Here is a 16,362-nt window from a genome sequence, read left to right on the forward strand (position 1 = left end):
TATGTATCGTTCCAACGTGCTAAAAAGTGATTATATACGAAACGAGAACAACCAATCGTCTTTGCGATTAAGATTTCTTGTTCTTTGTTTGGGTAAATACGAAATTTGTATGCTTTGTTGACCAACATTGCTTTTCACCTCACTTTACAAACATATCTTTTGCATAGTCAGACATGTCGTCGTCAAAGACTTTTCTACGGTATTTAACAACGAATACAAGGTGGTAGTACATCAGAAACACTGAATGATTATTACTATCTAATTCCATCCAAATATCAGCCTTCCTTTTGTATAAGACTGATGATATCATAGCACAAAAAAGAAACAACTTTTAGGCTGACGCCTAACCGACATTCATCTCCCACTTACTCATTGGACAACGTCCTAACATTCCTTGAAGTGGGAGTCTTCTGTCAGAAAACGATAAAAAAATCGTTGCATCAGCACTCAATAGCTTACACATGAGTTTGCCAGAGCTGAAAGAGTTATTAGCTTCATACGGCTTAAAAACGGATACGCTCTTATATGTCGGTATTAATGAAAATCGAGAGCTCGAATGGTCTGCCTTGAATGAAATTAATTATACCGACCCTGCTATTCAATAACCTAACTCGACATTGACGAGATTTTTATCTAACGTTCCATTCGACGTAAATGATGACATGTTTTCGTGAAGGATCTTGCATACACGTTCATCGTAATAGCGTGTAGACCCTGCCGTATGAGGTGTCATGATGACGTTGTCCATTGTCCAAAAAGGATGATCTTCGGGGAGTGGCTCTGGATCAAAAACATCAAGGCCCGCTCCTGCAATCTCTTCATTCTTTAACGCGTCTAAGAGCGCCGCTTGATCGACCGTTTGACCACGGCCAATATTCACAAAGAACGCGCCTGCTTTCATTTGCTGAAAATGCGCTTTATTAAAAAAGCCAGCTGTCGCTTCGGTCAATGGCAGTGTATTTACGATATAATCCCCTTCGTGTAAAGCTTTTTCCGCTTGGTCAACAGTAAATATTGTATCGAATCCACTGACTGACTTTCCGCTACGGGATACGCCGACCGTTTTCATTTGAAAGGCTTTACACAATTCTGCAGTGCGTTGTCCAATAGCGCCTGTCCCGAAAATAACAACTGTGCGATGATGCATTTCATCCCTTAAACCTGCATGATGCCATATGCCTTCTGCCTGCTGGCGAACATACTGTGGGATTTTACGCGTCCAACTGAGCATCATCGCTAAAATGGTTTCTGCAATTGGCAATGCATGAACACCGCTCGCCGTCGTCATTTTAATTCCCTTAGAAGCAAACGTTTGGATGGGAAGGTTGTCTACACCAGCACTCCACATTTGCAGCCAGTTGATCGAAGTCATTTCACTCACTGCCAACATATCCAATAATTCTTTCGTTGGCGCCGCCACAGCAGTCGCTTGATTAATGATTTCTGTATAATCTGGTTCAGGAAGGTCCGCTCTTGTTGTGATGGTCCATGACGGATGTGTTGTCTTTAGAAGCTGAACAAGCTCTTGTGTCAACTTTTTATCAATAAATAAATGCAATATTCTTCCCCCTAGAGTAAACGAGCCCTAGCAAGCGCCAGGGCCAGTGTTTATTTTTTATTTAAACAAAACTTCATATGCTTCATAGCCCTCTTCTTTTAAATCCTCTTTAGGAATGAAGCGGAGTGCTGCAGAATTAATGCAGTATCTCATTCCCCCTGGCCCTGGTCCATCATTAAATACATGCCCTAAATGCGAATCCGCTTCTTCACTTCTCACTTCTGTGCGAATCATGCCGAGAGACATATCTTTTCGTTCAATGATTTCTTTTTCATCAATCGGTTTAGTAAAGCTCGGCCAACCACACCCCGCATCATATTGATCCTTTGAACTAAACAAAGGCTTTCCTGACACAATATCGACGTAAATGCCTTCTGCCGTATTATCATAATATTCGTTACGAAAGGGCGGCTCAGTGGCATCTTCTTGAGTGACGGCGTACTGCATATCCGTTAAACGTTTTTTTAACTCTTCTTTAGCCGGCTTTTCCGTTTTCCAGTGCTTCTGTATAAAATCCGCTCGGCCAGAACCTTGACGGTATCTTTCGTAATGAGCTGGATTTTTCTTGTAATAATCTTGATGGTAAGCTTCAGCGGGATAAAAAGGTTTTGCTGGTAAAATATCTGTCACGATAGGCTTGGAGAATTTTCCACTTTGATCTAATGCCTTTTTTGATTCCTCAGCGTCTTTCTTTTGTTTTTCATTATGGTAAAATATCGCTGTTTTATAAGATTCTCCACGATCATGAAATTGTCCTCCAGAGTCAGTCGGATCAATTTGATGCCAAAAAACGCCTAGCAACTGTTCATAGGAAAAGACATTGGGATCAAATGTAATCTGAACAGCCTCCACATGTCCCGTTTGATTTGTACATACCTCCTCGTATGTCGGATTTTCTGTGTGGCCGCCTGTATATCCGGAAATAACTTCTTTAATTCCTGGCTCTTGATCAAAAGGCTTCACCATGCACCAAAAACAGCCTCCTGCAAACGTCGCTTTTTCCAAATGATCTTCGGACATCCAATATTCCTCCTTCAATGCGCTTATGTATTTACCATACCCTGTTCATCCCATTTTTAGCGAACATCCTGCTTACATTTTAAAAAATTATCAACGAAAAAACGACTTCAGCTATTGCTTTTTCGAGCAGTAACTAAGTCGTCTTTCTCAAGATTCTTATTCAGAAGCCGTTAACCTTTTGAATAGACGATAATAGTCGTGACCTTCAGGATAATTGTCCAGCTTTCCTAACACTTCATAACCACGCCTTTGATAAAAATCGGGTGCTTGAACGTTTCTAAAAGGATCAGGTTGCACCCTTTTTTGAGCGCCGTTTGTTCAGCGAGCTTCATTAATGCTTTTCCTTGTCCTTGGCCTCGAATCATCAACCCATTGAGTATTAATAGTGAATAATTTCCAATTCTTTACAATTGATATAAGCTAAAATGCCACCAACAATGGCTTTTTGTTCATCCCGTAAGATGATACCAATTTTTTCTTCATCTGAATACGAGACATATTTCTTATTAAATTGAATTAGCTTCTCGCGTACGAATGCAGCATCCTCGTGATTCAGTCCGACTGATGCTGTAAATGACTTATTCTTTTTCTCTTTCAGATGACTTTACCTTATGAGCGTTCCCGTTCTCTCTTCTTCTTAAGAATTAGTGAAAAAGCGATGAGAAGCGTTATGAGAACGACTGGAACACCCCATTTAATGAGATTTGTACAAAAATAGCCTGTTCATAATCCCCTGTAATCCATTCTTTTTCGATATCAATTTCCCCTGCTTTTGACTCAATCGCAACGCCCTCTACATGCACGCTGTTCTCTTCAGCCTTTAAGTCAAGCCACTCAGCGTTTTCAATGCTTTCCAAGTGAGTGACGACTTCTTTTAAACTATCCAAACCTAAATAAGGATGATAAAAACCGGCAATGTAAGACTTCGTTAATTTTTGCTGATCAATGATGTTCTGCACCATCTGCTCTTGTGAAGCTTCCTTATTGCTTTCTTCAATATGCCCGATCGTCTCAGGGTACAGTGTCATACCGTGCAAAAATGACGGCTTACTTTTGGAGCTAGGCGCATAAGCACCTTTCCACGTAACGTCCGTTAATTGCAGACGACCGACATAGGTAGAAAAATGGTCCGCTAACACTTCATATCCTTGCTGGGACATCGTATAATGCGGCGCTTCAAACGCCAGTGGATAAAGATCATGGGCAACGAGCTCCTTGACACCATTCGTAATGGCATCAATCGTGTAGGTTCGTTCAAACGCCCTGCCTTCTTCAATAAACGCCTGATATTCTTTTTCTGAAGTAAAGTCCTCTTTCAGCAGAATCGGATCTTCTTGACCTTGATAAATTGGACGGTCATTTTCTACATCCCAAAATTCAAAGCCTTCGCCAGTCTCTGACGTCCGATATTGGTGTCTGTATCCGTGTAAAACAATACTTGCACCGTTTCTTTGCATATATTGCAGTGTATCTACTAGACGAGTGGCATCCGAAAAATGAAAGGTATTTTCCCCATCGACATAAACTGGAATGACGGCAACCATGTAAGGAATATCCTTGTCCTTCAGATAATCAGCCACTGCCCTTAGCTGATGTGGATCGACCCGCGGATGAATGTCCTCAAGGCGCAAGTAACGGACCTTTTTTCCTTCGGTGTCATTATAAAAGGTATTTAGAAATTCGCCGACACCCTTTCCAAATGGGTCAAACAAGGTCTGCCCGGCAAAGTAGTAGTGCTTCCCTGAACCTACGAGCATTGGGATGTCTTTCTCTTCATCATGAATGCCCTGTATAAACACCGTTGCTTGCGATTGCACATCTAATTGAAAGATAATCCGATCTTCTTGCATCGTGAATACATGGTCGGTTTGTGGCAGTTGAAATCCACTAACTAATGTTTCCCCACTCACAGCAAAGAACGAAAATGACTCATTAAGCTGCTCGTAATTATGACCGAGGGCAAAGAAAGCGCCTTGATAATTTTCAGCAGCTCGTACGACATTCTCGGGCAATTTCTTTTCAGAAACCCCATAATAAATCACGTGAGTATATTCATTCCATTCGTCTGTCTGGAAATCTTCAGCGGCTCGGACAGTCATATCCGTCGAAAACTGTCCAATCAATGTGTCTAATATGCGAACTTCCTTCATCTCTTTTTCCGTATTCACACTGTATAATAGTAATGTATTCGCTTCGTCTGATGAAGCATTTCCTATCGTAGGTATATTTATGATCACACTGATCGTGATCATAAGGCTGACTAGCCATTTCAACATGATATACGCCTCCAAGACGATTTCATGTCTTTATTTTACATAAAATACGCACAAAGTACTAGGACTAAAGATTTTATTTTGTTACCATATTTTTTAGGTAGACAATGGGTTTCAGTTTAATTTAATATCATTTCAAATCATCTGTTCAACATGCAAACAAATTTACTTACCTTACATGATCATAAAACTCGCAGAAACTAAAAATTGTCTACTGAAGCGTTGAGCTACGGGCCGTTTGAGATATTATTTGACAACACAAAAAGACACAAGTGGAATGGAAAACTTGTGCCTATTTGCTTTATATTATGACGAAACCATAACATTTCCATCCGATAAAGCATAACATTTCCAAGCCGTTCGAAGGATTTTTATCGGATCCTGCTCCCTATCTGTCATTTGGTCAATTTATCCTAAAAATAGAAAAAGTCTAAACTGCAGTAAAAATGACCTTTTCCTTAACTATGGAAGTATTCTTCGATTTATCAAAAGGGAAATACTACCCCAACAAGAGCAATTCAGATGAGTGAACGTATATTTTTTATACATAATTACACTATACAAGCATAAAAGTTCCTAAAAATCGAGTAGGAGGGAGTGACTCACTCCCGTCCTCTCACACCACCCCGTATACCGTTCGGTACGGGGCGGTTCAATTAAGATAATTGACGCAAAGTTTCATAACGATTTTGCAGATTTTTGAGACCTCGGTTACTCCAGTAGGAGTTGCCGAGGTTTCTGTCTAGTATGGGGCTTTTGGAAGTGCGCCAATAGCCTTTACGGCTATTCGCCCATTCCCAAGCTTGATTTCGTGAAGTACCCAGTTTGGTAAGATTCCTAAACTTCGTTTTAAGCTTCTTCCAGTTCTTCCACAGACACATTCGTAATCGTCTTCTAATCCAGCTATCCAATTGTTTAAAGATGGAAAGTGTCGAAAACCACTTTATTCATAATGATTCCGTTGATTCATTTCTTTCTTCAGTGCTTAAGGCATATGGCAAGCAAAGCGGCTGGCCATTTCTTGGATCATAAATAATATCGCTTTTTATACCGAATATATTTTCCAACACATTCTGTGTCATGACTTCTTTAGGTGTGCCTGTTTTTACGACATGACCGTCCTTTATGCCGATGATATGATGAGCATATCGGCTGGCGTGGTTTAAATCATGAACAACCATGACAACCGTCCGCTTTTCCTCTCGATGCATCTTTTGAAGTACATTTAACACTTCAAGCTGATGAGCCATGTCTAAAAAGGTCGTCGGTTCGTCTAAAAAAAGAACTTCGGTATCTTGGGCAAGTGCCATCGCAATCCAAGCGCGCTGCCTCTGGCCGCCTGAAAGTTGATCAATAGGCCGCAATGCAAAATCATACATCCCTGTCATCTCAATCGCCCAATGAATCATTTTTTTATCGCCTTTCGTTAGTGAACCAAACCCATTTTGATGAGGTGCACGCCCGTAAGTGACAAGCTCCGCAACTGTGAGACCTTCTGGTGCAATTGGGTTTTGCGGCAGAATTGCGAGTGTTTTAGCCACCTCTTTGGTTGACTGTTTATATATTTGCTTCCCGTCTAGATAGACATGACCACTTTTTGGCTTTAACAATCGCGCCATGGCTTTTAAGATCGTCGATTTCCCTGAACCATTCGCTCCGACAAGCGCAGTCATTTTTCCCCTCGGAATGGAAATATCCAGGCCTTTTACAATAATTTTTTCATGATAGCCAATAGACAAGGCTTCGGTTTTTAACACGCTATTTCCCCCTCGTTTGTAACACCATTACTCACCTAAATGCTCAATAATGGCTTCGACTCCAGCTACTTGTCCTAGGAAGAAAGTGTCACCCACAAGCGTATCAACGACATACACTTGATGATTTTCAACCGCATTCAATCCTTGCCACACTGGGTTTTCCTGCCACACGTTAATTAAACCCAGCTTATCTTCAGCATTCATTTTACGCCGATTTTCTGCAATAAATATATGATCTGGAGCAAGTGTAGTTAATGCTTCAATACCGATTCGTCCATTTTCTGCTCTCGGTAGACCTTCTGGTGCAGTTAACCCAATTTCTTCATAATAGACAGGAAACTCATCAGGATGCATAACCGTAAAGTCTTTACCATTTGAAATCAAAAATAGCACTGTGTCGTTTGAATGAGCTTCTGCTACAGATTTGGCTTGCGTCACTTTTTGATCAAACGTAGCAAGAATTTCTTCTGCTTTTTCTTCTTTCCCTACAAGTTCAGCAACTTGTTGCAGTCGAGAGCGAACGCCGCTTGAAAAATCAATGACAGCCGTAGGAGCGATCGCTTCGAAAGTATCATATTTTTCTACCTTTCTACTTTCACTACTCATCAGCATGACGTCCGGAGCCTTAGCAACAATGGTTTCCATGTTTACTTTTCCACCTAAATCTGTGATGTCTTTTCCTTCAGCATATTCAGCAAAAATTTCCGATCGCTGTTTCGTACTTACTCCCTCTGACACAATGGGCGTTTCATCCAATGCCAGTAAGTAATCCGTAATCATAATATCAACACTGGCAATACGTTGTGGCTTTTCTTCCAAGGTTAATTCACCTTTTACATGCGAAATGGTTCTTGGAAAGGCTGATTTATTTTCATCCGAAGACTTCTCATCACTGTCGCCAGCGTTAACATTCTCTTGATCAGCCGCTACGTTTTCTTCATTCATAGATTCACCTGCGACTGCTTGAGGATCATTGCTTCCACATCCGGTGAGCAAGCCTATTGCAACAATCAAAATAAACCATATTTTTTCTTTCATGTAAAATTACCCCACTTTATATTTTTATCTTGTTCGCATTAACAAAAATAGAAAATATGGTGCACCTAACATCGAAATCACCACACCCACGGGGATTTCTGTATTCTCCATCACCGTCCGCGCGATCGTATCTGACGTTAAAACAATAAGTGCACCGACACAAGCTGTTAAAGGTAACATGCCTTGATGCTGTGGACCGACCATGCGCCTGGCAATATGAGGACCTAAGAGCCCAATAAAGCCAATTCCACCCCCAATTGCGACACTTGCCGCTGCAAGTCCCACGGCAGCTCCGAGCAAAACCAGCCGCTCTTTTTCAATCCGTACCCCAAGACTGCTTGCCGTATGCTCGTGCAAGTTCAACAAATTTAATGTCTGAGACTTGAAATAAACATATGGCAGCAAGATGACGAGCCACGGAAGCAACGCAAGGACAAATGTCCAATTGGAACCCCATAGATCCCCCATTTGCCAAGTAACAACAAATTCTAGATTTCTCGGATCAAGTTTCAGAGTAAGGATAATAGTAATCGCACTGATACCCGCAGCCACTGCGATCCCGACTAACAGCAATCGGGTCGGCGCAATTCCCCGCGACTTTTTATAACTTAACAAGTATATTAATAGTGCAGTACAGCCAGCGCCGACAAGTGCAAGAAACGGCATCAGAAAAATGGATTGCTGGGAAGGAGAACCGACTAAAGCCACATAAAGTAATACCGCTAACCCTGCGCCTGCATTAATGCCAAGAATACCCGGATCTGATAAATCATTTCTGGATATTCCTTGCAGAATCGCTCCTGAGACCGCAAGTCCTGCACCAACTAGAACAGCAATCACCATACGTGGAAGCCTTAATTTAAATAAAACGAGCCCTTGTTGCTCTGTTCCTTCGCCCATCAATGTGTTCGCGACGTCAAGTGGAGATAGCTGAAATGTTCCAGAGTTTAAGCTAATGACGAATGATAGGATTACTAGCAGAAAAACGATAATCGTTACTTTCAAACTATATAATCGACGTTTATTTTGGAAAAGATCCTGTGCTTCTTTCATTACAATACATTCCTTTCTTTCCGGGCTAAATATAAAAAGAAAGGAACACCAAGCACAGCGATAATTGATCCTAAGGGCGTTTCATACGGCATATTAATCGTTTTTGCACCTAGATCAGCAATAACAACCAACAACGCGCCAACCATTGCCGAACAAGGTATAATCCAACGATAATCAACACCGACTAAAAACCTTATAATATGCGGAACGATTAATCCAATAAAACCTACTCCGCCTACAGTAGATACAGCTGCACCTGAAAGAATAAGAACAATCATTGTACCGATCGCTTTAATCCGCTTCGTCCTTTGCCCCAATCCTGTTGCTACATCTTCCCCGAGACTCAAAATGGTGATATATCGAGAAATTAACATTGCGACGATCATGCCGCCAATCATCCACGGTGCCATGACAGAAACTTGAAACCATTCTGCTGTAGACACTCCTCCGGCTGACCAAAAAGCTAGATCATACGTCATTTGAAAAATTAATGTCAGTGCCTGAGTCATTCCCGACAACAACGAGCTAATTACAGCACCTGCAAGCACAAGCTTAACTGGCGATAGACCGCCTTTTGAAAAAGATGCAACTCCATAGACGAGACCGGCACCGAGACCAGCGCCAATAAAAGAGAAAAAAATTAAAGCCTCGAATGGAAGATCTGGAAAAAAAGCAAAAACGATAACAAGAACAAAACCTGCTCCTGCATTTACACCTAACAAACCAGGATCAGCTAAACCATTTCTAGTCATCCCTTGCATAATAGCACCAGCAACTGCAAAACCTGCTCCCACAAGTGCTCCAGCTAAAACTCTAGGCAAGCGGATATTGTGAATGATTTGATGTTCCTCATTTGCTGGAGAAAATGATGCAAAAGCATCCCAAATCGTTGACCAGCTAATTTCACGCACACCGACCATCATAGCAATCACCATAATCAACAAGAGTGCAATGGCACCTAGTAATAAAATGACCGATGCCGCAACTGGCCTTGACCTCCCCGTCACATCTGTCTTTTTCTCTGTTAAAACCTGTTCTTTCATTTGCATATTTGCCATTCACATATATCCTTTCATCACACATGCGCCCTTTGTGTAAAACGACAATTCATCTTGCCAGAACCTTTTAATAATGATAATTATTTTCATTTAGATGATCTCAGAATATTGCTTTTAGAGAAATGGACAATTCTCTAATTTTATTTGACACTTTTCCAAGTGCGCCAGGTTAGAGTAGACTTCTTAATTCACGCAACAAATATACATGCCCAGTTGCGGAGTAAGTTAGATACGGCTCTGTCGGGAATATGTGAACGGTTCCGGGAAAAAAGGCTTTCACGTCATCAATGACTTCCTCATAGGCCTCATCTGCAAATAATAAGAGATGATCACTAGGGTAATCTTTGATATGCCAAAAGGTGTCTAAGTTAATGACAGTACGATTTAACAAAGTCGAAGGAGGCATTAATTGCAAATCTGTGTATAAAACACTTGATACTTTTCTACGCTTCTCGCCAAATACTCTCATCCCACTACTACTAATACTAGCAGCCGAAATGGTCTTTCCAGCCATTGATTCTGCTAACGTTTTTTTTAGTGCATCAACCGTTTCCTCATATATTTTAATCCACGAGGCTGCTGCTACTTCTACAGAAAATAACTGAGCAAACTCGATAAACTGCTGCTTCCAGTTCTGCTTCTTCTCAGAAAGAAGCTGTGTTGGTGAGATTTGACATAGATCTTTGTAATCCCGGTGTATAGCATCCGTCCCAATAATTAAATCAGGTGCGAGGCGCTGAATTTCACTCAACTTAAAGTTTAACTTTGGAATGGAACGCAGGAGACTTTGATGGTGCTCTTTATGGCCTGGCAATGTAAAAATGTCATGATATCCACCACTTAGCAGTAAATAATCACTGACCAATGCTGGAGAGAGAACGAGTACCTTTTTCTTTAAGGCATCTCGATATTGCCTGGGCGCCATTCCGATTATTTTTTTAAAGACCCTCTGAAAATAATACTCATCCTCGTAACCAACAGCTTTAGCGATGTCCTCCATTACCAATTCTGTTGTAAACAATATTTTTTTGGATTCAAATATTCTTAAAAAGGTTAAGTACTGTAAAGGGGACATTCCGATATATCTTTTAAATGAAGCATAAAAAGCAGAAACACTGAGTCCAGCCTGTTGTGCAAGATCAGCCATTTGTATTTTTTCTGACAAATGCTTTTGCATATATTTTTGCACGGTAAAAACTGATTTTTTCACAGAGGTGGCGTGATCTTTTAGATCTTTTGTCACTTCTTTTTGTTGTAGTTCAGCCATCGTCCATATTTTTTTTAATGTTTCTTCCGCGATTTGGCTATTTGTGGAATTTATTTCGATTATAGTTTGAAAGAGCATTTTCATCATAGATGAGCCTTTGTAAACTGCAATCTTCTCTAATTTGTCATAATTCACCAATCGCCATTGCTCATGACGCCATTGTAGAGCTCCATAGTGAAATGACACGATATACCCTTGAACCTGATAAGATAAAAGTTGAACAAAAGCAGCTTGCATATGTGCTGCTGGTATATGTACAAGACAATCTTTCTCCACCTTTATATGCATATCATTAACCTTAAGAGCCAACCGACCTTCTATCACATAAATGAGTAAGTGCTCACCTTGACCTTTTTGTAATTGAGATATTGGTATTGACACAATGATTGGCTCGAGTGAAGCCTGCTTTACTTTGAAAACAACATTATTCATACTCTCTTTTCCATTCATAGATGAAGGATCTTCCCTTCTTTTCTTTAAATGATAATGATTATCATTGTAAATTAAAAATAGCATTTGAGCAAGTCGTTCCTAAAAGATGCATAAGCGTACAAATGTAATGCACAGAATGTTTCGTCATTAAAATGAGAAATGTGGCACATTTTTATTCCCCCTCTGTTGCTACCGTCCTTTTAGGTCGTAAAGGATATTGACTTGTTTATCCTCTCATCAAATGAAGTTTAATGTTCATCAGAGATTTTGCCTCAGATTTCCTGGTCATTCTCACTCCCTTAACTTAAGGGATACACTAGCTCCCAAGTGCACCATTCGGCTTTTTACGTATGCCAAAAAAAAAAAAACACAAATTTTCCAGGTGAATGGAAATTTTGTGTTTTTTGTTATATATATCCACCAAATCATATTGTATGTATTGGTGGAGACGGCGGGAGTCGAACCCGCGTCCAGAGATAACGATACTTTAGCTTCTACGAGCGTAGTCGCTATATTGATCATTCGCAACCTGTTCAGCCTAACGACAGGCTTCCCAGGAGCTAGTCTGATTAGTCTCTTCCCTCGTCCTCAGACGGCGAACTTAGGCGTAGCCCACTTCATTTGAGTCCCTGATCCTACCACATGGGCGATGGAGGGAGGAACCGCAAAAGCGCTACTTATGCAGCTGCTAGTGCGAAATTGTCTTCTTGTTTGCCAATTATAGGCGTTGGCCCGTTTAACGAGTGCGCCATCTCGGCTCGCCACTAAAGATCGACCTATCCCTGTCGAATCCGTAACGTCCCCATAGTTATTATAGGAGTACTACATCAAAGATTATAGCACATACGTACGATTTTGAAAAGGGGTAGGAACGAACAGGCGCTATTTAAGACATTTGTCTTTCCTTGAACGCCCGTTCGATATCTCTTTTTGCTTCTTTTCGTTTTAACGTTTCGCGCTTATCGTGCTGCTTCTTCCCTTTTGCTAACCCAAGCAACACTTTGGCATATCCATTTTTAATATAAAGCTTGAGTGGTACGAGTGCATATCCTTGTTGCTGTGCTGCACCAGTGAGCTGGTTGATCTGCTTTCTTCTTAACAATAACTTTCTTGTGCGCAATGGTTCATGGTTGTGAATATTACCTTGTTCATACGGGCTAATATGCATGTTGTGTAAAAACGCCTCGCCACTTTCGATCCGGGCAAACGAATCTTTAAGGTTGACGCGTCCGGCACGGATGGCTTTGATCTCCGTACCTTTTAAAACGAGGCCCGCTTCAAAGGTTTCTTCAACTGAATAATCGTGACGCGCTTTTTTATTTTGCGCCACTAAACTTCCTTCCCCTTTTGGCATCTCGCTTCCCCCTTTAGAGCAATAGCATCCCCTATTTATTTCTTCCGCTTTTTCCGTTTTTTCTTATTGGAAGGCGCTTCTTGGTAAAATGGCTTTTTGCCATTACGCTTTTTCTTGTTTGATTTTCCAGACGACTTTCCTTTTTCTTGCCCAGAAGAAATGGACACTTCTTTTTTATTTGAGCGGCGCTGTGGGTTTTTCTTTGGCTTCATATCCGCCATCTTAAAGTCAATGGCGCGTTCGTCGATATTCACCTGTAATACTTCAATGGTGACTTCGTCTCCAATGGTAAAGACATTGCCAGTCCGCTCACCGACCATCGACATATTCTTTTCAACAAACCGGTAATAATCATCCGTCAGATAGCTGACATGGACTAAGCCTTCGATCGTATTCGGAAGCTTAACGAACAAACCGAAGTTTGTCACGGATGAAATGACGCCGGTAAATGTCTCGCCAATTTTGTCTTCCATAAACTCAGCTTTTTTCAAGTCATCTGTTTCTCGTTCGGCATCGACAGCACGTCGTTCCATTTCTGACGTGTGTTTCGCAATGTCAGGTAATTTTTCATCCCAGCGCTGCTTCGTTTTCTCATCAAGCTTGTCTTGAATAAGATATGTTCGAATTAACCGGTGAACGATTAAGTCTGGGTACCGGCGAATCGGTGACGTAAAGTGGGTGTAAAACTCTGTCGACAAGCCGAAGTGCCCGACACTCTCTGGAGAATATTTCGCCTGCTGCATCGAACGCAGCATCATTGTTGAAATGATCGGTTCTTCTGGCGAATCTTGCACCGTTTCAATTAACGACTGCAACGAACGTGGATGAACGTCATTGGCGGAGCCTTTGACGCTATAGCCAAATGCAGTAATCATTTCAAAGAAGCGTTGTAATTTGTCTGGATCAGGGTCTTCGTGTATACGATAAATAAAAGGAACGTCGAGCCAATGGAAATGCTCAGCAACGGTTTCATTCGCTGCAAGCATAAATTCTTCAATGATTTTTTCTGCGATTGAACGCTCCCGAAGAATGACATCGATCGGCTTTCCTTCGTCGTCTACGAGCACCTTTGCTTCCTTGAAGTCAAAATCAATCGCACCTCTGCTCATTCGCTTATTCCGTAAAACGAGAGCGAGCTCTTCCATCTGTCTAAACATTGGTACAAGGGCATCATACTTTTTTATCAGTGCTTCATCCTGATGGACGAGAATATCCCTAACATCGCTATACGTCATTCGTTCACTTGTGCGAATCACGCTTTGAAAAATGCGATGGTCGACAACATCTCCACTCGAGTCGATTTCCATTTCACACGACAACGTTAAACGATCGACTTGTGGGTTTAAAGAGCAAATGCCGTTGGACAATCGATGAGGAATCATCGGAATAACGCGATCAACGAGATAGACACTCGTTCCTCGCTCAAGCGCCTCTTTATCAATTGGGCTTTTTTCTGTCACGTAATAGCTGACATCAGCAATATGAACACCGAGTAAAAAGTTACCATTATCGAGTTTTTTTACACCAACCGCATCATCCAAATCCTTTGCATCTGCCCCATCAATGGTCACAATCGTTTCGTCTCGCAAGTCTTCTCGATGTTCTATTTCATCTTTAGAGATTTTTTCAGGGGTATCAGCCGCCTGCTGCAAGACCTCATCAGGGAAATCGATTGGAATGCCATTTTTATGGATAATAGAAAGAATATCGATCCCAGGGTCATTTTTATGCCCGAGAATTTCAACAACCTTTCCCTCTGCACTCATGCGTCGTTCCGGATAGCTCGTCAATTCAACAACGACTTTATGACCTTCAACCGCGCCAGCTGATTGTTCTTTAGGAATAAAGATATCCGTGGAGATTTTCTTATTGTCTGGTTCGACAAATCCAAAGCCCTTGCTGGCGACATATGTGCCGACGACGCGTGTAATCCCACGCGTTAGAATTCGGACAACGGTCCCTTCGCGGTTGTTTTTTGTTTCGCGTGAACTAAGCCTTACGAGCACCTCATCGCCATGCATAGCACTCTTTAAATCGGTTGGCGGAATAAAAACATCCTCTTCGCCATCATCAGTCACTAAAAAGGCGAAGCCGCGTGCGTGCGCGCTGATGATGCCTTTCACTAAATTCATTTTTTCTGGAAGCCCGTATCGATGACTCCTCGTTCTTACGACAAGGCCTCTATTTTCAAGATCGACAAGGGCTTGAACAAATGTTTTAAACGATTCTGCATCGTCTATTTCAAACGCTTCTTCAAGCTCCTTGACTGTTAATGGCTTATAAGCCTCTTCTTCCATAAATTGCAGCAGTGATTGCTGATAGGTTTGATCATCGTTCGACATCGTTAACTACTCCTTTGCCGGATTTAACATCCGTCAATTGCTTGTTTTACTTTAGCTTTCCCAATTCAGCCCTTGAAGAAACGCATAAATATCTTCATGGAGCTGATCTTTTTCCGGACCGAACGTGATCGCATGCCCTGATTTTTCATACCATTGCAAGTGCTTCTCTTCTGAGGAAATGTTTTTATATATCATCGTCGCCGAATCAGTGTTAATCATTTTATCTAAGCGTCCCTGGGCGATCATCGTTGGAGCATACACCAAATCCAGTTGTTCTCCAATTCCATCGATCAGCTTCTTTGAGCGTTCAAGGACGGTAAATGGCTCTTTTTCCAGTGCACTAAGCTCCTCAGCCACTTGCTCTTCATTCTTTCCTTCCAACTGTTTGATTTCCTTGGCACGCGCCATCATCCCCGCCTTTAAGCGGTCCTGATGATCTGCGATTGTAGGGGCACACATTGGAATGGCACCGACGACCTCGGCTTCAGTAGCTAATTTTAATGAAAAAACTCCACCTAATGACAAGCCACAGACGGCAATCTTGGAGTGTCCAAGGCTTTTTAAATGCTCATAACCTTTTAAAACATCATCCCACCAATCTTCTGGGCCGGTATGTAATAATTCTTCAATTGGCACGCCATGACCTGCATAAATGGGGGCATGACACGTATAACCATTTTTCTCTAAAAAACGTCCAAGCATGCGCACATCACCGGAATGTCCTGTAAATCCATGCAGCAACAAAACCGCTCGATCTCCACCTTGAAAAGTAAATGGCTTCGGTTGTACGACTTTCATTATATTAATCGCTCCTCAATTGTATTAAATCTGCACAAAAATAAAACAGCGAGCAGCAGCTGCCACTCCCTGTTTAGTTTATCTTACACATTAAAATAAGCAACCGCAATCGTAAGTATGAAAAACAAAACTGCAAAAACAATCGTCAATTTATGCAGTATGGCCTCCATGCCACGTGCTTTCTGCTTACCGAACAATTGCTCCGCACCACCAGAAATGGCCCCTGAAAGACCAGAGCTTTTTCCAGGCTGTAAAAGTACAAGCGCAATAATCGCGATACTCACGACCACTAGCAATGAAACGACTAGAGCATGCATATGAGTGAACCTCCTAATGTCCCGCCAGTTTTCTAAAACAAATGTATCATAAGTTCGTTTCGAGAACAAGCACAGCTTGTTCTGACGACCGTCCA

The 16,362-nt window shown here is 41.6% G+C and carries 15 protein-coding genes, 1 other RNA gene and 2 pseudogenes; 1 reads left to right on the forward strand and 17 read right to left on the reverse strand.

Going from position 1 to position 16,362, the window contains the following annotated elements:
- Positions 1-128 (reverse strand): helix-turn-helix domain-containing protein (locus G4V62_RS10145; RefSeq protein ID WP_165201845.1); only part of this gene is annotated, 128 nt, incomplete at its 3' end.
- A 14-nt stretch (positions 129-142) separates the two neighbouring features.
- Positions 143-268 (reverse strand): annotated as a pseudogene (locus tag G4V62_RS10150) (transposase); the annotation flags it as partial.
- Between the two features lie 193 nt (positions 269-461).
- Here G4V62_RS10150 and G4V62_RS10155 point away from each other — a divergent pair.
- Positions 462-605 carry a hypothetical protein gene (locus G4V62_RS10155; RefSeq protein ID WP_165201847.1) on the forward strand — a complete coding sequence of 48 codons (144 nt, stop codon included), beginning with the start codon at positions 462-464 and terminating at the stop codon, positions 603-605.
- On the opposite strand, the gene G4V62_RS10160 is transcribed toward G4V62_RS10155, so the two are convergent.
- The 15 genes and pseudogenes from G4V62_RS10160 to secG form a co-directional block, all read right to left on the reverse strand.
- Positions 599-1,558, reverse strand: a complete 960-nt coding sequence (locus tag G4V62_RS10160; RefSeq protein ID WP_165201849.1) for a D-2-hydroxyacid dehydrogenase — start codon at positions 1,556-1,558, stop codon at positions 599-601. The two genes, G4V62_RS10155 and G4V62_RS10160, sit on opposite strands and share 7 nt — an antisense overlap.
- Positions 1,559-1,615: 57 nt before the next feature.
- A complete protein-coding gene (msrA, locus tag G4V62_RS10165; RefSeq protein WP_165201851.1) occupies positions 1,616-2,578 on the reverse strand; it encodes a peptide-methionine (S)-S-oxide reductase MsrA in 963 nt (320 codons plus the stop codon).
- Between the two features lie 227 nt (positions 2,579-2,805).
- Complete coding sequence (locus tag G4V62_RS20835) at positions 2,806-2,943, reverse strand: GNAT family N-acetyltransferase (protein ID WP_376768307.1); 138 nt, start codon at positions 2,941-2,943, stop codon at positions 2,806-2,808.
- 303 nt (positions 2,944-3,246) lie between these two features.
- A complete protein-coding gene (locus G4V62_RS10170; RefSeq protein ID WP_165201853.1) occupies positions 3,247-4,854 on the reverse strand; it encodes a DUF2334 domain-containing protein in 1,608 nt (535 codons plus the stop codon).
- A gap of 653 nt (positions 4,855-5,507) precedes the next feature.
- Positions 5,508-5,783, reverse strand: a pseudogene (locus G4V62_RS10175) (group II intron maturase-specific domain-containing protein); the annotation flags it as partial.
- 15 nt (positions 5,784-5,798) lie between these two features.
- On the reverse strand, positions 5,799-6,608 hold the full coding sequence (locus G4V62_RS10180; protein WP_312855478.1) for an ABC transporter ATP-binding protein: 810 nt from the start codon (positions 6,606-6,608) through the stop codon (positions 5,799-5,801).
- 27 nt (positions 6,609-6,635) lie between these two features.
- The gene (locus tag G4V62_RS10185; RefSeq protein ID WP_165201855.1) at positions 6,636-7,646 is read right to left on the reverse strand and encodes an ABC transporter substrate-binding protein; all 1,011 of its coding nucleotides are present in this window, start codon (positions 7,644-7,646) and stop codon (positions 6,636-6,638) included.
- Between the two features lie 24 nt (positions 7,647-7,670).
- Positions 7,671-8,699 carry a FecCD family ABC transporter permease gene (locus G4V62_RS10190; protein ID WP_165201857.1) on the reverse strand — a complete coding sequence of 343 codons (1,029 nt, stop codon included), beginning with the start codon at positions 8,697-8,699 and terminating at the stop codon, positions 7,671-7,673.
- The gene (locus G4V62_RS10195) at positions 8,699-9,757 is read right to left on the reverse strand and encodes a FecCD family ABC transporter permease (protein ID WP_376768308.1); all 1,059 of its coding nucleotides are present in this window, start codon (positions 9,755-9,757) and stop codon (positions 8,699-8,701) included. The genes G4V62_RS10190 and G4V62_RS10195 overlap by 1 nt, the downstream gene beginning before the upstream one ends.
- A gap of 169 nt (positions 9,758-9,926) precedes the next feature.
- Positions 9,927-11,474 carry an AraC family transcriptional regulator gene (locus tag G4V62_RS10200; protein ID WP_165201859.1) on the reverse strand — a complete coding sequence of 516 codons (1,548 nt, stop codon included), beginning with the start codon at positions 11,472-11,474 and terminating at the stop codon, positions 9,927-9,929.
- Between the two features lie 422 nt (positions 11,475-11,896).
- Positions 11,897-12,260: a transfer-messenger RNA gene (gene ssrA, locus G4V62_RS10205) on the reverse strand.
- 82 nt (positions 12,261-12,342) lie between these two features.
- Complete coding sequence (smpB, locus tag G4V62_RS10210) at positions 12,343-12,810, reverse strand: SsrA-binding protein SmpB (RefSeq protein WP_165201861.1); 468 nt, start codon at positions 12,808-12,810, stop codon at positions 12,343-12,345.
- A gap of 35 nt (positions 12,811-12,845) precedes the next feature.
- Positions 12,846-15,152 carry a ribonuclease R gene (rnr, locus tag G4V62_RS10215; protein WP_165201863.1) on the reverse strand — a complete coding sequence of 769 codons (2,307 nt, stop codon included), beginning with the start codon at positions 15,150-15,152 and terminating at the stop codon, positions 12,846-12,848.
- Between the two features lie 51 nt (positions 15,153-15,203).
- Positions 15,204-15,950, reverse strand: coding sequence for an alpha/beta hydrolase (locus G4V62_RS10220; protein ID WP_165201865.1), 747 nt, complete (start codon positions 15,948-15,950; stop codon positions 15,204-15,206).
- A gap of 83 nt (positions 15,951-16,033) precedes the next feature.
- Entirely contained in the window at positions 16,034-16,267 is a 234-nt protein-coding gene (secG, locus tag G4V62_RS10225) for a preprotein translocase subunit SecG (RefSeq protein WP_165201867.1), read from the reverse strand.
- Between the last annotated feature and the right edge of the window lie 95 nt (positions 16,268-16,362).

This window comes from Litoribacterium kuwaitense (assembly GCF_011058155.1).
Lineage (GTDB): Bacteria > Bacillota > Bacilli > Bacillales > DSM-28697 > Litoribacterium > Litoribacterium kuwaitense.